The sequence below is a fragment of the Synechococcus sp. EJ6-Ellesmere genome (assembly GCF_024345875.1).
Lineage (GTDB): Bacteria > Cyanobacteriota > Cyanobacteriia > PCC-6307 > Cyanobiaceae > Regnicoccus_A > Regnicoccus_A antarcticus.
In genome coordinates, this window is sequence record NZ_JAGQBY010000039.1 from 1 (window position 1) to 20836 (window position 20836).

Genomic DNA, 20836 nt, shown 5'->3' on the forward strand with positions numbered 1-20836 from the left:
ATTCCCGGTAGGGCCTGATGAAGTTGCGCGGGTACTGCTCACTGGAGCCCACCAGATAAACCACATCCCCGGTGTGGAGCACAAAACCCACGCCCTCCTGGTGGGAGAAGAGCAACTCGGCCACCTGCCGTTGGGGGCTGCTGGCGCCATAGCGCGCCGAGCCGCTGTCCCCCAGCACCAGGAAGCTGAAGGGCTCGGCGGCCTCGGGTGAGCCTTCGATCACCAGCCGGGTCTGGTCGATACCCCGGCGCACCAGGTCGGCATGGCCCCGCCGAATCCGCTGGTCCATCTGCACGATCTTGGCGCTGATGCTTGCCTCCGAGGCCAGGGTCATCGCTGGGTTCAGGCCACGGGGAGGGGGGTGAACACCGTGAGTGCTCCGCTCAGGCAGGTGATGCTGATCGGGTTGCACGCCAGCATTTCGCCGTCGATCACCAGGTTCTGAGGCGGATCGGTGCTGATCGTGATCGCGTGCGCCCGCAGGCAGAGCAGATCGGGCCGGTTGGTGGGCGAGCGCACCACGGCGGAGGCCACCAGCGAAGCGAAGGCGTTGAGCCCCTGCAGCCGGTTGGCGGGGGAGGCGATGGTGATCTCGAGCAGACCGTCGTCGGGGATCACCTGGCCGAAGCCCTGGGCCAGCACCGAGGTGGCGGGAGCCACATTGGCCACCGTGATCGCTCCGCTCTGCAACTCGGTCACCTGGCCATCGATGGTCAGCCTGGCCTGGAATGGCTCCTGGGTGGCCAGTTGCTGGGCGCCGGCGAGCACATAGGCCAGGGGCCCGAGCATCGTCTTGAGCTCCCGGGTGGCCCGGTCCACCATCCCCGCTTCGAAGCCGATGCCCGCCAGCAGGATCATCGGCGTGTCATTGCAACGGGCTGCGTCCACCACCCGGGTGTGCCCGGCGAGGATCGTCTCGCAGGCTCCCTCAAGATCGGTGGGAATGGCCAGGGCGGTGGCAAAGGCGTTGGCGGTGCCCCTTGGGATCACCCCCAGGGGGATGCCGGTGTTGATCACGGCCCCCGCCACCGCTGAGACCGTGCCATCGCCACCGCTGGCCAGGATCATCACGCTGCCGCTGTGCGGCTCGGACCTGGCCTGGATCAGGTCCACCAGCTCCCGGGTCTGATCGGCGGGGTCACGATCCGGCCGGGTCACCACCACGTTCAGCAGCAGCTGAGGTTCGAGCAGGGAGCGGATCAGGGCCAGATCCTGATTGGGTTCCCCCTGGCCGGCCACCGGGTTGAAGATCAGATAGGCGAGCCGGCTGCGGCCCAGGCCCCGCAGGGCGAGGGTGGCCGTGGCTTCGTTCAGGGCCAGGGGTATGCCGGCCAGCGCGCAGGTCCGCAGCAGCAGGCGCAGGTCGGGGGTGGTGGCCAGGGTGGTGGCGGGATCCACGAAGAACAGCACGGCGCCCACCGCCCCGGCCAGGACCCGCTCCGCGATCTGGATGTCGCCGCCGGCGGCCAGCGACGCCAGTGGGCTCACCTTCAGGCCTGAGGAGCGCTGATCCTCAGCCAGGGCCAGGGCGAGCTCCGCCGGAGCGAGCAGGGGGAACCCTTCCAGCAGCACCTGGTGCTGCTCCAGCCAGCCCAGAAGTCGTTCGTTACTGCCCGCGCTGGCCAGAAGGGCGATGGCAGCAGTCATCGCCGGATCACTCCTCCAGGGCCACCAGGTCGCGCAGCTGGCCGGGATCGAGGCCTCCGAGCCACTCCTCACCGCTGCCGACGATGTCTTCCGCCAGGCGGGCCTTTTCGCGGATCATGCGGTCGATCTTCTCCTCCACCGAGCCGCTGGTGATGAACTTGTGCACCATCACCCGGTTGGTCTGGCCGATGCGGTAGGCCCGGTCGGTGGCCTGGTTCTCCACCGCCGGATTCCACCAGCGGTCGATGTGGAACACATGACTGGCCCGGGTGAGGTTGAGCCCCACGCCGCCTGCCTTGAGCGAGAGCAGGAACAGCTGTGGTCCCCGGGGGTCGTCCTGGAAGCGATCCACCATCGCCTGACGCTCCCCCTTGCTGGTACTGCCATAGAGAAAGGGCACCTCCTGGTGGAAGCGCTGCTGCAGGTGGGTCTGGAGCAGGTGGCCCCATTCGGCGAACTGGGTGAACAGGAGGGCCCGATCGCCGGCCGCGATCACCTCCTCGACGATTTCCTCGAGCCGCTGCAACTTGGCCGAGCGGGAGCTGAAGCCGGCCCCCACCTCCCCTTCCTTGAGCATCAGGGCCGGGTGGTTGCAGACCTGCTTGAGCTTGGTGAGCAGCCCCAGCACCTGGCCGTGCTTCTGGCCCACGGGTGCCCGCGCGATCGCATCGAGGGTGTCCTCCACGGTGCGGCGGTAGAGCTTGACCTGCTCGGGTGAGAGTCCAACCCACTCCTTCAGTTCCACCTTCTCGGGCAGGTCGGAGATGATCGAGCGGTCAGTCTTGAGGCGGCGCAGGATGAACGGGCCGACGCGGGCCTTGAGGTCGCGCACCGAGGCCATGTCGCCATAGCGCTCGATCGGCAGGCGGTAGCGCTGGCGGAAGAACTCCTCCTCCCCAAGCACCTTCGGATTGAGGAAGTCCATCAGGGCCCAGAGCTCACTGACCCGGTTCTCCACCGGGGTGCCGGTGAGTGCGATGCGGAAGCGGCTCTGCTTGAGCGGGCGTGCCAGATCGCGGGCCGCCTGCGACTGGCGCGCTGAGGAATTCTTGATCGCCTGGGCCTCATCAATCACCACCCCCTGCCAGTCGAGGCTGCTCAGCAACTCGCTGTCGCGCTGCAGCAGGCCGTAGCTGGTGAGCACTAGATCCATCCCCTCCAGCTTCTTCTTCAGGGCGGCGGGGGTGGAGGGTCGCCGGGGGCCGTAGTGCTCCACCACGTTCAGTTCCGGCGTGAAGGCCTTCGCTTCCCGCAGCCAGTTGGTGAGCACCGAGGTGGGGGCCACCAGCAGTACGGGACGCTTCAGTTCCTGCTCCGCCTTGAGGTGCTGCAGGAAGGCCAGCAGCTGGATTGTCTTGCCCAGGCCCATGTCGTCGGCCAGGCAGGCCCCCTGATCGAAGCGGTGCAGGAAGGCCAGCCAGCCCAGGCCGCGCTCCTGGTAGGGCCGCAGCTGGCCGGCGAAGCCCTCGGGGGCCGGCAGGGGATCGGGGGCCTTCTGCTGGTGGTACTGCTCCAGCACCGCCTTCAGCCTCGGGCCGGCTGTGAAGCGGTGCACCGGCAGCCGCTGCAGGGTCTCCCCCTCGTTGCCGGTCAGGCGCAGGGCGTCATCGAGGCTGAGGACCGGATCGAGGGCGCAGAACTTCTCGGCATTGCGCAGATCACCCGGACGCAGCTCGATCCAGGCCCCCTTGTGCTGCACCAGCGGGCTGCGCTTGCCCGCCAGCCGCTCCAGGTCCCGCAGGGTGAGCGTGACGCCGCCGATCATCAGCTCCCAGCTCCACTGCAGGCTTTCACCGAGGCTGAAGCCGCGGGAGCGCTCGGGCAGATCGGCCTCGATCGAGAGGCCGAGCCGGCTGGCCAGGCCACCGCTGAGGCTGGGGGGCAGGACCACGCCGACGCCCACATCACGCAGCTTCAGCGCGGCGGTGCGCACCAGCACGAAGGCTTCGGCCGGGGTGAGAGCCATCCGCTCCGGTGTGGCGGTGTCGAGACCCCTCTCGATCGGCTCGAACACCTGCAGGGCTCTCCCGAGGCCTTCCAGCAGCAGTTCACCGGGTTGCTGGAGTTCGGTTTCACCCAGCTGCAGGCAGCCGGCCCCGGCGGCCCAGACTCCGGCTGCGGGCAGCAGCAGACTGGGATCGGCCTCGGCCTGGAGGCTGAAGCGCAGGGGCCAGAGATCTTCCCCCTCATCGGGTGTGTCGAGCTCAAGACAGGCCCGGGCCGGCTCGACCCGGCCAGCCACCGCTTCGCGCCAGTGGTGGGTGGCCACCTGCAGGCGTTCGCAGTCGTCGTCCCCGAGATCGAGGCGGCCGTCACCGGGGCCGAGGGCCCGCTGCCAGGCCGCCAGCAGCGGATCCAGCCCCTCCTCGCTGGGGGTGAAGCCCGCACGCATGCGTGCATCCACCAGGTGCGTGAGGATCGAGGCCAGCCGCCGACGCCCGGATCCCGGCCGCCAGCACGCCATCGCGACGCCGGCCTCCCCCTGGCCGGGCTCCAGGGCCGCCACCGCCACCTGGGGCAGACGCGAGGCCAGATCCTCCAGGCGGCGCCGGTCGTCTTCGCGGTTGATCAACGGCAGCCAGCGGGCGCGGCCCCCCTCCACCTGGGGCAGCAGCCGGCCCCGGGCCAGCAGGCTCAGTGACCAGCGCTGCAGATGGCTCCACCAGCGCAGGTCATCGGCCAGATCGGGATGGTCGCCTGAGAGGGGCAGGCGCCCGAGCCAGAGGGTGGCGGCGCCGGGCTCCAGCCACCAGCCCTCCACCCGCCAGGGCCACCACTCCACGGATTTCGGGATCGGCTCGCCCGCCTGCAGGGGCAGGCCGCTCCAGCTGCTGGTGTCGCTTTTCTTTTTCCCCCTGGCCCCCTGGCGGCGGCTGGGCAGGCAGAGGGTGGCTCCGGCCGGGCGGAAATCCTCCGTCCAGAGGTCGGCCTCCTCAAGCCAGGCGCCGAGGTCGTCTTGGTCGAGGCTGAGGGGGTGCTGGGGCGCCTCGCTGGCCGGTGTCTGGGGTTCCGCCACCCGCCAGGTGTCGGCCCAGAGCAGCAAGCCCGGCCGGTAGCCGCCTCCCAGGGCGGGCACGGCGGCGGTGTCGGCCGACAGCCAGGTGGCGTGCAGCAGGCTCATGGCCGCTGGGCCCGCTCAGACCAGGTGTGGCGTCGCATCGTGAACACCGGCAGCAACCACGGACATTGACCACGGACATCGCCTCGGCTCGCGTGAGCGGAGTGACTCCCAGGGCACTCTGCCGGATGGCGCGCCCCCAGGCTGCAGCTAGGGCCTCAGGGGCGGCAGCCAGCGCTGCAGGGCCTGAAGCACCAGGGCACTGCCCGCCAGCGGCAGCCAGAGAGGCAGCCAGACCAGCAGCAGCTCGAGCGCCAGCCCCGGCAGCAAGCGCAGCCCCCCCTGACCCAGGAGCTCCCCGACGGCCGGCAGCTCGGGGCTGGTGCCCAGACTGCGGATGCCGCAGACCGCCCCCACCAGGCCTGCCTGCAGGTGGCTGTCGTCGGGATCGACCCGCTGCAGGTGGAAGGCCAGCAGGCCGTAAAAGAAGCCGCAACCCCCCGCCCGCAGGGCCGGCCTCAGCCCCAGCACCAGGGCCAGGGTCAGGGCGGTGGCGCCCGCCAGCAGCGCCCAGGCGATCGACTGCAGCCGCAGCTGGGCGCGGTGGTCGGTTGGGGCCGTCAGGGCGGGCACGGGGACAGCGCGGATCGGGAGGGGGCTGTGCTGGGCGATCATGCCCTCTCCAGGGTTGATCTGCCGCGTCCGGCCATGGCTGCCAAAACATCCAGCCGCTCCGAGCGGCGCTCCCGCCCCCACAGCGGCGCCGAGATCCGCGAGGCCTTTCTGGCCTTCTACGAGGCCCGGGGGCACCGGCGCATGGCCAGCGCCTCACTGGTGCCCGACGATCCCACGGTGTTGCTCACCATTGCCGGCATGCTGCCGTTCAAGCCGGTGTTCCTGGGGCAGGCGGAGCCGCCGTCGCCACGGGCCACCAGCAGCCAGAAGTGCATCCGCACCAACGACATCGAGAACGTGGGCCGCACGGCCCGGCATCACACGTTCTTCGAGATGCTGGGCAACTTCTCCTTCGGCGACTACTTCAAGACCGAGGCGATGACCTGGGCCTGGGAGCTGGCGACCACGGTGTTCGGCCTGGATCCGAAGCATCTGGTGGTGAGCGTCTTTCGCGACGATGATGAGGCCGCGGCGATCTGGCGTGACACGGTGGGGGTCGATCCCCAGCGGATCGTGCGCCTGGGTGAGGCCGACAACTTCTGGGTGTCGGGCCCCACCGGCCCCTGCGGCCCCTGCTCCGAGATCTACTACGACTTCAAGCCCGAGCTGGGCGTTGAACATCTCGATCTGGAGGATGACAGCCGCTTCATCGAGTTCTACAACCTGGTGTTCATGCAGTTCAACCGCGACGCCGAGGGCAACCTCACGCCGCTGGAGAACAGGAACATCGACACCGGCCTGGGCCTGGAACGCATGGCCCAGATCCTGCAGGGGGCGGCGAACAACTACGAAACCGACCTCATCTATCCCCTGATCGAAACCGCCGCCACCCTGGCGGGGGTCAACTACCGACAGCTCGACGCCCGCGGCCAGACCTCCTTGAAGGTGATCGGCGACCACAGCCGCGCCATCCCCCAGCTGATTGCAGATGGGGTGACTGCCTCGAATCTTGGCCGGGGTTACATCCTGCGCCGCCTGCTGCCGCGGGTCGTGCGTCATGGACGTCTACTGGGTATCACCACCCCCTACCTCACGGCGATGGGGGAGGCGGCGATCGCCCTGATGGTGGATGCCTATCCCCAGCTGGTGGAGCGTCGCGACGCGATCATGGCCGAGCTGGCCCGGGAGGAGGCGAGGTTCCTGGAAACCCTCGAGCGCGGCGAGAAACTGCTCGCGGAGGTGCTCTCCGCAGGGCCGAGCCAGATCAGCGGTGAGCAGGCCTTCGAGCTCTACGACACCTACGGCTTCCCCCTGGAGCTCACCGAAGAGATCGCCGAGGAGCACGGGCTGGCTGTCGACCTGGCGGGTTTCGAGGCGGCGATGGAGGCCCAGCGCCAGCGGGCCAAGGCCGCGTCGGTCCGCCTCGATCTCACCCTGCAGGGGGCGATCGAGGCCATGGCCGAGCAGTTGCCGGCCACCGACTTCCGCGGTTACGAGGCCCTGGAGCACCCCAGCCAGGTGATGGCCCTGGTGGTGAATGGGGAGCCGGCGCAGGGCGCCCGGGCGGGCGATGCGGTGCAGATCGTGCTGGATTCCACCCCGTTCTATGGCGAATCCGGCGGCCAGATCGGTGATCGCGGTGTGCTGGCAGGGGGTGCCCCCGGGGCTGGAGCCGAGGCCGGTGTGATCGTGCGCATCGAGGCAGTCAGTCACCAGCGCAAGCTGATCGTCCACCACGGCCGGATCGAGCGGGGCGAGTTGGCCCTGGGCGACACCGTGACCGCCCTGGTGGACCGAGCCTGCCGCCGCCGGGTCCAGGCCCACCACACCGCCACCCACCTACTGCAGGCGGCCCTGAAACAACTGGTGGATCCCTCGATCGCCCAGGCCGGCTCTCTGGTGGATTTCGAGCGGCTGCGCTTCGATTTTCACTGCCCCCACGCCATCAGCCCGGAGGATCTGGAGCGGATCGAGGAGCGGATCAACGGCTGGATCGCCGACGCCCACGCCCTGGAGGTGCGCGAGATGGAGCTGGAGCGGGCCCGTTCGGCCGGGGCCGTGGCCATGTTCGGCGAAAAGTATGCCGACACCGTGCGTGTGGTGGATGTGCCGGGGGTGTCGATGGAGCTCTGCGGCGGTACCCACGTGGCCAACACCGCCGAGATCGGCCTGTTCCGGATCGTGAGCGAGAGCGGTGTGGCCGCCGGCATCCGTCGCATCGAGGCGGTGGCCGGTCCGGCGGTGCTCGACTACCTCAAGGAACGCGACACCGTGGTGCGGGCCCTGGGGGATCGCTTCAAGGTGCAGCCCGGGGAGATCCTCGAGCGAGTGAGCGGCCTCCAGGACGAGCTGAAGGCCGCGTCCAGGGCGCTGGCGGCGGCCCGCTCCGAGCTGGCCCTGGCCCGGGCCTCGGCCCTGGCTACCGGCGCCCTCGAGGTGGGGGCGTTCCGGGTGCTGGTGGCACGGCTTGATGGTGTGGAGGGTGCCGCTCTGCAGACGGCCGCCCAGCAGCTCCAGGAGGGCCTGGGTTCGGCCGCTGCGGTGGTGCTGGGCGGCCTTCCTGCCCCTGAGGAGCCAGCCAAGCTGGTGCTGGTGGCGGCCTTTGGCGCCGAGGTGATCGCCGCCGGGCCGAAGGCCGGCAGCTTCATCGCCGTGGTGGCGAAGCGTTGCGGCGGCGGCGGCGGGGGTCGCCCCCAGCTGGCCCAGGCAGGCGGGCGTGATGCCGCCTCCCTCGACCCGGCCCTGGAGCAGGCCCGCGCCGACCTGATCGCCTCCTTGTCGTGATTGCGAATGATCGGGATTCATGTAGCCCCAGCTACAGACCGACTGCTTCGCTGGGATTGAGATCAGGCCTATCCGGCCTTCCATGCCCCGCTGGATCCTGATCTCATGATCGATACGCCCAGCAGCACTGCCGATGTGATTGAGGGGCTGCTGGCGGACCTTCATCGGCGGTATTCCCTGCTGGAAGATGGGGCTCCTGCTGACTACATCCCAGAGCTGGCCAAGGCGAATCCCTCGGATTTCGGTATCTCGATCACCACGGTGGATGGGCGCGTCTATGAGGTGGGTGATACCCGCAAACCATTCACGATCCAGTCGATCTCCAAGCCGTTCGCCTATGGTCTCGCCCTGAAGTTGTTCTCGGGCGAGTACCTGGCCACGAAGGTTGGGGTGGAGCCCTCTGGAGATGCCTTCAACGCCATCAGTCTCGATCAGAAGACGGGCCGTCCCCGCAATCCGATGATCAACGCGGGGGCGATCGCCACCACAGCGCAGATCTGGAACCACGACCCACATCAGGCTGAAGCCCTGATGCTCGACTTCTTCAGCGAACTGGCTGGGCGTCGCCTCAGCATCGACCAGGCGGTGTTTCAGTCCGAGCGTGCCACTGGCCACCGCAACCGGGCGATTGGTCACCTGCTGCGTAACTTTGGAATCATCGAAGATGATCCGGAAGACTCACTCGACCTCTATTTCAAGCAGTGCTCGATCACCGTCACCTGCCACGACCTGGCGGTGATGGCCGCCACCCTGGCATGCCAGGGTCACAACCCCTTCACCGGCGCACGGCCACTCACGCCTGAGATCACCGTGCGCATGCTGGCCCTGATGGCCACCTGCGGCACTTACGACTTCGCCGGTCAATGGCTCTACGACGTGGGCATGCCGGCCAAGAGTGGTGTCGGCGGGGGCGTGCTGGCGGTGGTGCCCGGCCGCCTCGGCATCGCCACCTATTCGCCGCCGCTCGACGCGCTCGGCAACAGTGTGCGCGGCATTGCCGTCTGCAATGAGCTCTCCGACAGCCTCGGCCTCAGCCTCTTCAATCAATATCCCCAGACCAGTTCCACGATCCGGCGCTCGTATAAAGGCTCCCAGCGCCAGTCTCGGCGTTGGCGTGCGGCGGATCAGGCCAAGTTGCTGCAGGATCGGCGTGATGCGGTCCGGATCGTGCATACCCAAGGGGTGCTCGATTTCGCCGCGACCGAGAGGCTGCTCTCCGAGCTCAGCGAGATCATGGCTGATGCCTGGATCCTGGTGCTGGATGTGGCCCATGTCACGGAACTTCCGGAGGAATCCAGGGGGCTGCTCCTCAATGAGCTCACGTCTCTGCGGCGCCGGGGAGTGATCGTGCTGATGGCCCGAGGCCGCCATCTCAGCCTGCCCCGCACACTCTCCGTGGCCGGGGGAGAGGAGGAGATGCCCCAGTTCGACCATCTCGATCAGGCCCTGGAATGCGCCGAAGATCTGCTGCTGGAATCAAACAAAGACGAGGATCCGGATCCTCCCTTCACTACGGAGATCGATCAGACGCTTGGCTTTCTGGGCATGTTGCAACCCACCCACCGCCAGACCCTGGCCGATCTGATGCAATCCCGCAGCTTCGCCAAAGGGGAGCATGTGGTCAAGAAGGGCGATCCGGGCCATGAGCTGTTTCTGGTGCGGGAGGGTCTTTTCACCATCACCGTCGAACTGCGCGGCAGTGACGGGCAGACCTATGCCTCCCGCCTGGCCACCTTCGAACCCGGGATGTGTTTCGGGGAGATTGCCTTCCTCTCCGGCACACCCCGAACAGCCAATGTGACAGCGGATCTCGACGGCAGCTGCTGGGTGCTGGAGCGCCACGATTTCGATAGCCTGCGCCAGTGGGAGCCCGATGCCGTCACGGACCTGTTGTTGGCCCTCTCCCGTGATCTGGGGACCAAGCTCGCCCTCACCAGCTATCAACTCGCCTTGATGGAACATCTGTGAAGCGGTTGTGCCCAATGACCTCCCGAGCGCTGATCTGGCAGCGTCGCTAAAGGTTTGTGCAACGTCAGCTGAGGTCGTTGTTTCCGTTGTTGCCCTGCTGAGAGTTCAGGTTGCCGAGAATTCAGGCGAGGGTTAAAGTGTGAATGTCTCGAACAGTTGTTTCATGCGTTTGAGCAGCTGATTCTCGTTTTGCTTCACCTTCTCCCTCTCCATTCCCTCCAGTTCGCCCCGACGCTTGCTCACCAGGTGGGCAAGTCGGTCCATCAGGGGTGGGTTCTCCAGCAGCAACGGACCCAGGCTGGGGCGTGACACCTCCAGCAGGACGCATTCCTCCAGGGCCCGGACGGTGGCACTGCGATTGCTGTCCGTGAGCATCGACATTTCCCCGAAGATATCTCCCGGCTTCAGGCAGGCCACCTGGAACGGTTCGCTGCCTTCCTGCTCCTTGAGCACTTGGACGAGCCCCTGTACCACCTGAAACAGGGAGTCGCCGCGGTTGCCCTCACGCACCACCACTTCCCCAGGGGCGAAGCGCAGACAGCGGCTGGTCGTGGCCAGTTGCAGCATCTCCTCCTCGCTGAGGTCGCCGAAGAGGGGGTTGCGGCTGAGCAGGTCGCGACGCTCCTGCAGGCCGCGCTGCTCGGGGTGTCCGGAGTCGAGGACGGTCCGCTTCGGCCGCAACTCCCGCACCGGATAGGGCACGCTCTGGCCGGCTCGCTCCAGGGTGAACCAGATCTGCTCAAGCAGTTCACTGCGCAGGTCGAGGAGGTCGCCCAGGTTTCCTGGCTGCTGGAAGGCCAGGAGGTCGTAGGTGATGGCACTATCAGCAAAATCCCGCACCCGCACGGCTGGTGAGGGCTCCTTGAGCACACGGGGATGTTTCTCCAGCACATCCAGGAGTAACTGCTTGGCCTTGGAGGGGGGTAGAGAGTAATCGAGCCCCAGATTGAAGCGGTTGCCCATGGATCCAAAGGACACGTAATTGCGCACCACCACTGCGGTGACCTTGGTGTTCGGTACCACCACCAGGGCACCCGTGAGGTCCCGCAGGCAGGTGTCACGCCAGTTGATCGACACCACAACCCCCAAGGTCCCATCGCCCAGGTCAAGAAAGTCCCCCACAGAAAAGACATCATCGAACTGGAGTTCAAGGCCGGCGAAGAGGTCCTTGAGGGGCTCCTGTGCCGCTAGGCCTACCATCGCGGTGAGTACGGCCGAGGTGGTGAGCAGGCTCACCAGATTGAAGCGTGCTTGCTCCTGGACCACGATCACTGTGGCCACGGCGCCACCACCCAGGATCAGCAACTGCAGTAAAATGTCGGGGGGTTGTTTCCTCAGTCCCAGCGCAGCGGGCATCTCCAGGAATCCCCAGAGGGCCATGCGGATGCCCAGGTAGCTGAACATCAACTCGTCGATGGTGGAGATCCAGGCCCGGTAATGGGCGGGCATGAGGATGAGGGGGAGCGTGCGCACCACCGCCGAGCTCAGGATCGTCAGGGTCGCCAGCTGGAGTGGCAACTTCGGCAGGCGCAGCCGCCTGATCAGGAGCTGCAGAGGCAGCAGCAGGACCATCACGACGATGGCGGCGAGCCAAACCTCCAGGAAGGGCATTCGTGGGTTCAGCAGTCAAACAACGCCAGCCACCCAGTCCATGACCCGGTCAGCCTGGAACGCAGGATAGATGTGAAAAGCAGAGCTGTTCTGATCACGCCAACCCCTGCCAGGCTTGGACCGTTCCCCTCCCCTAGGCCATCGAGAGCCCATGGTTTGTCTTGTTCGCCCGATGGGGGCGGTGCCCCTTGTCCTGATCCTGCTGCAGCTGGCCCCGCCGGCTGCAGCTCAGAACGTGCAGCTGCGCTGCGATGGCGCTCTGCTCGAAGCACGCGGCAGTGCCGAGCAAAAGCGCACGATCGACGTGCTCAAGGTGTCCCTGGCGCTCTCAGCGGAGGCGCCCACGGCCGACGCGGCCCTGGGCGAGCTTCAGCAGCGCCTGGCCGCGGTGCGCCAGGCGCTGCAGCGCCTGCAGGTCAAGGAGCTGGCGGTGAGTTCGCCATCCAGCTGGCAGCGGCCCGTGAGCCCGGATCGTCCGGCGGCGATGGAGGCCAATCTTCAGGTAAACGGTGAGCTGCAGCCCTCCCAGCTGCAGGGCCTGATCCGCCAGGTGGGAAGCCTGCCCGGGGTCCGTCTGGCTCCTGTGTCCACGGAGGCGGACCCCGCTGCTGATCTGGCCGTGCGAGGCCAGCTGCTGCGGGGCGCCTATCAGGATGCACTCGGCCAGGCCCGCGCCATCGCCGAGGTGATCGGCCTGCGGGCCCTCAGCCCCCTGGAGGTCCAGATCGAGGGGGGAATGCGGCCGAGGCTGCTACGCACGGCGATGGCCGACGAGGCCGCCCCCTTCGATCCGGCCGAACTGGCTGCCCCCATCGACCGCTTGGGACTGCTGGTTCGGTTCTGTGCCAGCTGAACCGGCATAATCAGTACTTCTACGCAGGGCTGCAAGGTTGCTGGCGGCTGGGCAGGCCCTTTCGGGCCTGGAACTTTTTTTGTTGCTGGCCATGGGCCACTTCGTGGGAGATTTCGGCCTGCAGAGCGATCGCATGGCGGTAGAGAAATGCCCCGGCCGCGACGTGACCCTGCCCTGGCCGTGGTGGCTGGCTGCCCATGCCGGCATCCACGGATTTTTTGTGGCGCTGCTCACGGGCGTGGTCTGGCTGGGGCTGGCCGAGTGGATCGTCCATGCCCTGATCGACAGCGGCAAATGCCGAGGGAGCTACGGACTGCGCGTGGATCAGGCCCTGCATCTGGGCTGCAAGGGCCTCTGGGTGGCCCTGGCCTTTGGATTTCCCGGTGGGGCGTGATAAACGGCCGAATGAGGGGGATCAAACCGGCGGCCTAAGCCCTGCACTTGCCCAACTCCACCAGCCGGTCGCTTGCCAGGCTCAGGCAGTAATCGAGCGGGCGGATGGCGTCGGCGATGGCCGCCATCTGGGCTGTGTCGCCCCGGTAGGCCGCAGCGATGCCGTCGAGGAGGAGGCCGATCACCATGTTGCTGGACTTGCAACGCTGGCTTACCAGAGCGAGCATCTCCATGGCCAGGTCGACGTCGAAGAGCAGGGTTTTGAGGAAGTTGTCGCCGCTGACTTCGACCAGCTCAGCCGGTCCCTCCACCACCCGCACATCGGCGGAATGGCTGCCGGTGCCGAACAGTCCCATCTCACCGAGCAGTTCTTCGGCTTCGACCACCGCCAGGGTGTGGGGCTTGAGCTCGAGCAGGCGGATCTGGATCGCCACCTTGCCGCTGGTGAGCAGCATCAGGCTGGTGGCGGGATCTCCCTGCTGCATCAGCAGTTCTCCCTGGCTGGCGTGGCGCTGGACCGGCGCCAGATCGGCGTGGTGGATCTTCAGCAGCAACTTGATGCGCTCGCGCAGGATTTTCAGCTGGGGTTCATCTCCCCACATGGCATTGGCTCCAATCAGGTCTGCAGGTAGGTGGTCTGGCGGAGGCTGCCTTCCAGGTGGGGCATCAACCGCTGGGCATCGCGGATCGGCAGGACGCCGCCGCTGATGGCCGCCTCCCTGGCCACCCGCTGGCGCTCGAGCAGCTGGTCGGGTTCGTGTTCCATCGCTTCAAGCACCTCGGCCTTGGTGTTGCCCCTCACCACATGCTCCACCGGATAGCGGCCATTGGCACCTAGACGGATATCGACTGCATTGTTTCTGCCGACGAGGTCGTGGAGTTTGCCCATCACGTCCTGATAAGCGCCGCCGAGAAAGTGACGGCGTGCTGGCGTTCCTGCATTTCCCCCAGGAGCACGGGCGAAGGATCTGGAGCACCAGCCCACTCGAGCGGCTGAACAAGGAAATTGTGCGATTGTGAAGGTGGTGATTCAGCGAACGTCACACCCACTCGCGATGGCCCACTTTGATCCCCACCCTGGCCACAAGTTGCTCGGCTTCCTCGCCGTGGCCGTCCTCAGCTTTGAGGCCAGCTCCGCCCTGGCCCAGACCAACCAGCGCAGCGCCTTCCCCGGCCGTCGCATCGGCGGAGGCACCCGTGGTGAGTGCGCCTCCCGGGTGCTGGCGCACCTTGTGCCCGGCGACAACGTCTTTGCCCCTGGCCCAGCCCTGACGGTGGCCCTGCTGGAGGGACCCACCGCCAACCCCCGCCCCCTGCAGGTGCAGTTCCGGCCCCAGGGCCCCGGGGGTACGGCCGCCGGGCCCGGCATGAAACGGGAATTGCCCCCAGCCCCGACGGGTGTGACCTTGCTCAGCCTCGGCAGCCTCAAGGCCTCCCAGGTCTGGGAATCCTCCTTCCGTTGCGCTGAGGCCAGTGAGCTGCCTTCCAGCGATCCCCTCAGCTTCGTTGAAACGGTCTCGCCACCGGCACTGAGCTTGCTCGTGACCGACGTGACCGTGAAGGACCGAAGCCTTCAGGCGGGCCTTCAGAAACTCAAGCGGCTCTGTGGCTCCCAGGTGGCCAAGGCGGAGCTGGCCATGACCTTCGGTCTTGAGGATGTCATCGGCCCGGACTGGCCGGAGCAACTGCCGGTGCGCTGCCCCTGAGTTCCCAGACGTCGAGAGGCTCCTGTCGCCCCTTCACCTGCAGGCTGCCCCAGGCCTCCCACTCCATGGTCATGGTGTCGTTCTGGAGCACCAGATCGCGCGTTACCGAGGAGACCAGCACCCGGCAAAGGCCGTTCTGGCGGCCTTTCTCTGAGCTCTCCAGGCGCGAGGCGCAGTTGACCGTGTCGCCGATCACGGCGTACTCCAGCCGCTCACTGCTGCCCATCGAGCCCGCCAGCACGGTGCCGGAGTGAACGCCAATGCGCATCAGCATCGCCGGTTCTCCGTCGGCGGCCAGGTCGCGGTTGAGTTGTTCCAGGCCGCTCTGAATCGCCAGGACGGCGTCGATTGCATCGGCGGCGTCGGCCGCCTCCCCCTTGCCCAGCGGCGCTCCAAACACGGCCAGGAATCCGTCGCCGGTGAACTTGTTGACCATGCCGCCACGCGCGGTGATCGCCGGCACGCACAGGGCCATGCCCCTGTTCAGCCATGCCAGCAGCTCCCCCGGCTTCAGCCGCTCCGAAACCGTCGTGAAGTTGCAGGTGTCGGAAAAAACGACGGTGACCGAAAGCAGGCGGCCCTCGAAGCGCCCGTCGCTGAGCAGTTCCTCCCGCTGCTCCCAGAGTTGCTGGGCCACCGCCGGCGAGGTGGTCTGGCCGAGCAGGCGTTGGATCTGCTGGCGCTGCTGTTGGCTGGCGGCCCCGCGGCGCAGCCAGGCGGCTCCCGCCATCACTGTCATGGCCGCCAGGGGCAGGGTGGTTTGCACCCAGATCCCCTGCATCAACAGGGCCACAGCCGTCCCCAGGCCCAGCAGCACCACAGCCGTCACAGTGAGGATGCTGGGCCGCAGGGTGGCGAAGCCTTCCCCCAGGGCTATACCGAGCCCCAGACCCAGCACCAGCAGCAGCGTGCCGCTCCAGCCCGGCAGGGCCCACAGCCCATGGGGTTGGCCATCGGCGAAGGCCAGCAGGGATGCGGTGCGGTTGGCATGAAGTTCCACGCCGGGCATCTGCATCTGGCGGGCCGCCAGCACAAAGCGGGTTTGGGGAACGTTGAAAAGATCCCGCAGGGAGGGGGCGATGCTGCCGATCAGCACGATTCGGCCATTGATCTGCTGCTTCGGAACCTTCTGGGTGAGCAGTTGATCCAGCGACCAGACGGGAAAGCTGCCCGGCTGATGGAAGGCCAGCATCTGCTGGAAGCCGGCGGCATCAAGGTTGAAGTAACCGCCCGAATCGCGCTCGAGCCAGCCGTCGGCGTTGGGGCGGGTTTCAAGCCGTCGACGCAGCTCGCCGTTGCCGCGAAAGACCTCCACGAGCCGCAGGGGAAGGGCCACGGTGGCGGCATCCTGGCCAGACACATGAACCAGGTCGCGGCGCACCACGCCGTCGGCGTCCACCACCAGGTCGTTGAAGGCCTGGCGATTGCTCGGGGTGCCAGGGATCGGGCCGATCGATTCGGCCGCGTTGAAGATCGACACCAGCCGCGGGTTGGTGCGTGCCTGGCGGCGCAGGCACTCCTGCTCGGGACCGACACCCTTGTCGCGGTAGATATCAAGGCCGATCGCCTGGGCGCCATCGGCGCTGAGGGTGTCGATCGCCTGGCACAGCAGCTGGTCGTTGATCGGCCAGCCGTGGCGCGAGATGTCCGCTTCGCTGATGCCGATGATCGTGATCGGCGTGGTGGCTCCAGAGGGCGCCGGCCGCAGGTGGGTGACCAGGTCGTAGAGCAGCAGGTTGAGCGATTCGGCGATGCCCGTGAAGCGCAGCGCCGCCACCAGCAGGGCGGCTCCTCCGAAGGGTGCCGCCAGCATGAGGACTTTGCCGATCCAGTTCTGACGAATCGATCGACGCATCATGGCGGGCCTCAGAACCGGTATTGAACCTTGCCGTAGAAGCCTTGACTCAGGGTCCAGTCGGCCCAGGGACCGATGTTGGTGTTGGTGCCCAACTGATTCACCCAGCCGGCTTCCAGGGTCCAGTTGTTGCCGGCGAGCCAGCGGGCGAGAACGCCGGTGGAGCCGACGTAGTCGGTGAAGCTGAGCCCCTGCAGCTTGGTGTTGATGCCGCCGTAGCCGAAGAAGGGCACCAGTTGCAAGGCATTCTTCTTCTTCTGCCAGAACGTCCAGACCAGTTCGCTGGTGCCGAGCCAACCGTTGTCGCCGCTGATCAACTGACCCGGCAGGCCGCGCAGACCCACATCGGAGCCGAGGGTGAACTGCATCGAGGAGGTGAGAGGGTTGAGGGCCAGCTGCCCCCCGGCCCGCAGGTTGAGTTGCCAATTGGGTGCGAACCCCCAGGCGGCTGACACCAGGCCCCCCAGGGCGGTGGCTTGGCCCGGGACAATGCCCACTTGGGCCAGCTCGTTGATCTGATTGGTTGGGGTGAACGCACCAAGCCCCTGCAGGGCGTAGACGTTGCCGCTCCAGCCCACGGAGTTGCTCAGGCCGCTGCCGCTCAGCCCCACTCGCAGGAAGCCCGTGCGCGGGGAGCGCACGCTCTCGGGCAGGAAGCTGGGCAGGGCATTGCCTGCAAAGTAGGTGTCGCTGCGGTTGATGCTCAGGCCGGCGAAGGCGGCCCAGCGCTGGGTGAGGGTTTCCCTGAACACCCATTCCAACTGCCCCAGACCCTGGAATTGCCGGGTGCTGAATTCGTTGGCCGGGGCGGGGAGCTCAATCAGGTTGCGGCGGCTGTAGCCGAAGGAGCCCGTGAGGTTGAACTGATCGCTGAGGGGGTAGGTGTAGCTGGCGGACGTGATCAGTGCCCCCAGGGAGGGGTTGTCGTCGAAGTTGAGTTCTCCGTAGAGCAGCAGGATGTCGCCGGGAGTGGCCAGCCCCCCCTTCACCAGGGTGCCGACGGCCCGGCCTTCGCCGGAGCCGCTGGAGCCGTCGTTGCGTAGGGAGATGTCGCCCTGGAGTGGCTGGCTCCCCAGTTCCACGTTCACCGTCAATACGGCCTGGGTGGGGTCGCTGCCTAGGCGCGAGAGGTTGCTGCGGATGTCCTTGATGCCCGCCTGGCGCTGCAGCAACCGCAGCTGGCGTTCCACCTCGGCCAGGTTCAGAACTTCGCCCTGGAGCGCCCGCAAGAGGCGGGTGACGCGCCGATTGAGCCAGGGATTCTTGGCGTTGACCCGCACCTCCACGATCCGCCCTTCCACCACCTCCAGGCGGCCGGGCGCCGGGTTGGTTACGACGAAGACGCGACTGTTGACGTAGCCATCCGCCACCAGCTTGGCCGTGAGGCTGGCGGCACAGGCCTTGAGCCGCTCGCCCGGATCGCTGATCGCCAGGCAGGGCTGAAGGATGGCGGTCAGCTCAGCGCTGGAGTAGCGCTTTGAGCCGCGGATCTCAGGCAGACCCTCGGGGCTGGTGGTGGGTTTTGTCGGGCTTGTGTCCCCGGGTTCGCTCGGCCCTGATGGCTTTACTGGCTGCTCATCGATATCGATCCGGGGCGCTGGGCGGTCCGCATCGGGCCTCTGTTCGGTCGCGCCAGGGCCGGGCAGGCGCACCGGCCCTTGCTGCAGCGGTGGTGCCACCAGCTGGGCCAGCAAGGGTAGCGGGAACATGAGCGTTGGGTGAACATTGCAGATGAAAGCTATCGGAGGTTCGTCCGAATTTCACAGCGACGAGCCCCTTGGCCAATCGTCCTTGCCATTCCTGATTGAGAATCTGATGAAAGGGGGGTCTCCAGTTCGCTACAGTAGACGCTACATATGGTGTGTCCTCCTCAGCTGACTGGTGGCGTCCATTACCCGAGGAGTTTGGACGAATTGCTCGTCTGGTTCCCGGATGATGTGGAGTGTGCGGACTACCTGGAGTGGTTGCGATGGCCCTGTGGATTTGTCTGCCCGTGGTGTGCATCATCTGGCTGGAAGACCGTAAAGGGAAACTGGGCTTGCGGAGGCTGTCACCGTCGAGTAAGCCTGACATCTGGGACGATTTTTGAGGGGACCCGCCTGCCGTTGAAGACATGGTTTGCGACGGCATGGCATATGACCCACAGCAAAACGGCGGGGATGTCTGCGAAGGGGCTCAAACGTGAGCTTGAGCTAGGCAGCTACCAGACCGCATGGACGATGTTGCATAAGTTCCGGTCCGCGATGGTGCGTCCTGGCAGGGAGCTTCTGGTCGGGGATGTCGAGGTCGATGAGACCTTGGTCGGTGGATCGAAGGCAGGGCCTCCAGGGCGAGGAGCGGCTGGGAAAACACTGGTGGTTGTCGCCGTAGAAACACTGATACCAAAGGGTTTTGGCCGCGCAAGGCTGAAGGTGATCCCTGACGGGTCAGGGGAGACCCTGACCCGTTTCGTCATTGAGGCAATCGAGCCAGGTGCGACGGTGTACACCGATGGATGGCGGGCCTACAGGGGCCTGACGGAGGTGGGCTATAGCCACGTACGGTTCAATCTATCCGCATCCGAAGAGAAAGCTCATGTACTTCTGCCGGCTGTACACAGGGTTGCATCGCTGTTCAAAAGGTCGTTGCTGAACTCATACCAGCAGTACCCAAAACTGCATTTGCAGTCGTATTGCGATGAGTGGGTATTCCGTTTCAACCGTCGCCACTCACGCGCACGAGGGATGCTGTTTTTCCGTCTGCTAGAGCTCGCAGTGCAGGCCAAGCCTTTGCCCTACAAGGACCTGATTCACTCCCGGCGCTCCCGCCGTATTCCTCCCATTCCCCCCAGCAGTGACAGTTCACCAAAAGAGATCCAGATCAACGTGGTGAACCGGCCATGGCGAAGGGCGTGAGAAAAAGGCAAGACGCTACATCTGGTGTCTACTGTAGCGAACTGGAGACCCCCCTTTCTGATGATTTTGGTGAACGGTCAGTGAGAGCCGGCTGGAATGAATGGGGCCGCAATGTTGTTTGTTGTTGGCCTTTCGCTGCTTGCTCCGTGAACTTCTGTATCATGGTTACGACGCCAACATCGGCCCTGACGAGCTTCCCCTAGACGTAGCTAGGCTTCGGCTGAGTGCCTTCATGTTTTGGTTTGAGGGCGTTCTCCCCATGGCGACACTCTCCCGGATGACCCCATTCACTGGCCAGGCTGCTTCGGTGGCCCTGGGACTTACGGCGCTCCTGGCTGGCGCTTCAGTTACGGCGGGCGAGGTGACGGCCACCGGCGGTGCCCTGGGCCTGGGTACGGCGGTGAACGGGCTGGCGGGCGGGAGCTGCGCCGCCGGCCTCTGCCAGGTGGGCGGCGGCACGAGGGCTGACCGCAACCTGTTTCATCGTTTTTCGGCCTTCGACACCCGTGGTGGCATCACGGGGGTGAATTTCGCCACTGGCGGCTCCCAGAACGTGTTCGTGGGGGTCACCAACCCCCTGGGCAGCTTCATCGACAAGCTGATTTCGTTATCGAGCCCCGGCAACCTGTACTGGCTTTCCCCCGGCGGCATCGCCATCAGCGGCGCCGGGGGGTTCGCCAACATCCAGCAGCTGAACCTGAGCACCGCCACCAGCTGGCGCCTTGGCAACGGCGTGTTCGATGCGGCGGGGACCACCGCTGGCCAGGCGGCCCTCCTCAGCGGCACGCCGCTGCAGGGTGCAGCAGGCCCGCTCACCGATCCGGCCAGCCTGGCCGCGATCGGCCTGCAGACGAATGGTGATCTCAGCCTCTCGGGCGGTCTGCTGACGGTGGACCAGAGCCTGCTGCTGGATGCCCAGGGCGGCAACGTGCTGCTGCAGGCGGCTGGGATCCAGGCGCCCAGCCTCTCGATCAACGGCCATTCCCTCCTGCAGAACACGGCCCTTACAGCGAGTGGCAGCAGTGGCGGGTCGGTCAGAATCAACGCCACGGGCTCTGTGGTGAGTGGTGCGCCGATCGAGGCCAAGGGCCGTGCTGGTGCTGGCGGCAGCATTGCCATCAGCGCCGGCCAGGCAGTGGTGCAGAGCGCTGGTGCGTTGCTCGATGCCAGCGGCAGCAGCGCCGGCGGCTCGATCAGCATCCAGGCGGGCAAGAGCCTGTTCACATCGGCTACGGCCACAGCCTTGGGCACGGGGGCCGGCGCCAAAGGAGGCACGATCGAGCTCACCGCCCCCACGGTGAACCTGGCGGCGGCCCGGATCGATGCCAGTGGTAGCGGCGGTGGTGGGGCCGTGCGCGTAGGTGGCGGCTACCAGGGCCAGCCCCTGAGCCTCGGTGGCGCCAACGCCAGCAGCACCACAGTGAATGCCGCCAGCACCCTCGAAGCTGATGC

The 20836-nt window shown here is 66.5% G+C and carries 13 protein-coding genes and 4 pseudogenes; 8 read left to right on the forward strand and 9 right to left on the reverse strand.

The window, feature by feature from the left end:
• The 4 genes and pseudogenes from KBY78_RS06030 to KBY78_RS06045 form a co-directional block, all read right to left on the reverse strand.
• A pseudogene (locus KBY78_RS06030) lies at window positions 1–334 on the reverse strand (metallophosphoesterase); the annotation flags it as partial.
• 8 nt (window positions 335–342) lie between these two features.
• Window positions 343–1647, reverse strand: coding sequence for a YegS/Rv2252/BmrU family lipid kinase (locus KBY78_RS06035; protein ID WP_255142832.1), 1305 nt, complete (start codon window positions 1645–1647; stop codon window positions 343–345).
• A gap of 7 nt (window positions 1648–1654) precedes the next feature.
• Entirely contained in the window at window positions 1655–4768 is a 3114-nt protein-coding gene (locus KBY78_RS06040) for a DEAD/DEAH box helicase (protein WP_255142833.1), read from the reverse strand.
• Window positions 4769–4915: 147 nt separating this feature from the next.
• Window positions 4916–5380, reverse strand: coding sequence for a hypothetical protein (locus KBY78_RS06045; protein ID WP_255142834.1), 465 nt, complete (start codon window positions 5378–5380; stop codon window positions 4916–4918).
• A 33-nt stretch (window positions 5381–5413) separates the two neighbouring features.
• Here KBY78_RS06045 and alaS point away from each other — a divergent pair, with 33 nt between their 5' ends.
• Window positions 5414–8104, forward strand: coding sequence for an alanine--tRNA ligase (gene alaS, locus KBY78_RS06050; RefSeq protein ID WP_255142835.1), 2691 nt, complete (start codon window positions 5414–5416; stop codon window positions 8102–8104).
• 105 nt (window positions 8105–8209) lie between these two features.
• Complete coding sequence (gene glsA / locus KBY78_RS06055) at window positions 8210–10072, forward strand: glutaminase A (RefSeq protein WP_255142836.1); 1863 nt, start codon at window positions 8210–8212, stop codon at window positions 10070–10072.
• Window positions 10073–10204: 132 nt separating this feature from the next.
• Here glsA and KBY78_RS06060 read toward each other — a convergent pair whose 3' ends face one another.
• Complete coding sequence (locus tag KBY78_RS06060; protein ID WP_255142837.1) at window positions 10205–11683, reverse strand: mechanosensitive ion channel family protein; 1479 nt, start codon at window positions 11681–11683, stop codon at window positions 10205–10207.
• 172 nt (window positions 11684–11855) lie between these two features.
• Between KBY78_RS06060 and KBY78_RS06065 the strand changes: the two genes are divergently transcribed.
• On the forward strand, window positions 11856–12536 hold the full coding sequence (locus KBY78_RS06065) for an SIMPL domain-containing protein (protein WP_255142843.1): 681 nt from the start codon (window positions 11856–11858) through the stop codon (window positions 12534–12536).
• 37 nt (window positions 12537–12573) lie between these two features.
• On the forward strand, window positions 12574–12930 hold the full coding sequence (locus KBY78_RS06070; RefSeq protein WP_399215416.1) for a DUF3307 domain-containing protein: 357 nt from the start codon (window positions 12574–12576) through the stop codon (window positions 12928–12930).
• A 34-nt stretch (window positions 12931–12964) separates the two neighbouring features.
• Here the strand turns inward: KBY78_RS06070 and KBY78_RS06075 are convergent, their stop codons facing one another.
• Both KBY78_RS06075 and KBY78_RS06080 read right to left on the reverse strand, forming a co-directional pair.
• A complete protein-coding gene (locus tag KBY78_RS06075) occupies window positions 12965–13531 on the reverse strand; it encodes a cyclic nucleotide-binding domain-containing protein (RefSeq protein ID WP_255142838.1) in 567 nt (188 codons plus the stop codon).
• A 14-nt stretch (window positions 13532–13545) separates the two neighbouring features.
• Window positions 13546–13845, reverse strand: a pseudogene (locus KBY78_RS06080) (arginine decarboxylase); the annotation flags it as partial.
• Between KBY78_RS06080 and KBY78_RS06085 the strand changes: the two are divergent.
• A pseudogene (locus KBY78_RS06085) lies at window positions 13845–13943 on the forward strand (transposase); the annotation flags it as partial. The pseudogenes KBY78_RS06080 and KBY78_RS06085 overlap by 1 nt on opposite strands.
• 41 nt (window positions 13944–13984) lie before the next feature.
• Entirely contained in the window at window positions 13985–14635 is a 651-nt protein-coding gene (locus KBY78_RS06090) for a hypothetical protein (protein ID WP_255142839.1), read from the forward strand.
• Here KBY78_RS06090 and KBY78_RS06095 read toward each other — a convergent pair.
• Together KBY78_RS06095 and KBY78_RS06100 are read right to left on the reverse strand one after the other, a co-directional pair.
• Window positions 14589–16493 (reverse strand): CHASE2 domain-containing protein, encoded by a 1905-nt coding sequence (locus KBY78_RS06095; protein WP_255142840.1) that lies wholly within the window; start codon window positions 16491–16493, stop codon window positions 14589–14591. The genes KBY78_RS06090 and KBY78_RS06095 overlap by 47 nt on opposite strands.
• Before the next feature lie 8 nt (window positions 16494–16501).
• Window positions 16502–18199: a ShlB/FhaC/HecB family hemolysin secretion/activation protein gene (locus KBY78_RS06100; RefSeq protein WP_255142841.1), complete on the reverse strand. Its 1698-nt coding sequence runs from the start codon at window positions 18197–18199 to the stop codon at window positions 16502–16504.
• Window positions 18200–18346: 147 nt separating this feature from the next.
• Between KBY78_RS06100 and KBY78_RS06105 the strand changes: the two genes are divergently transcribed.
• Both KBY78_RS06105 and KBY78_RS06110 read left to right on the forward strand, forming a co-directional pair.
• Window positions 18347–19384 (forward strand): IS1595 family transposase, encoded by a 1038-nt coding sequence (locus tag KBY78_RS06105; protein WP_255142842.1) that lies wholly within the window; start codon window positions 18347–18349, stop codon window positions 19382–19384.
• Between the two features lie 259 nt (window positions 19385–19643).
• Window positions 19644–20836 (forward strand): annotated as a pseudogene (locus KBY78_RS06110) (hypothetical protein); the annotation flags it as partial.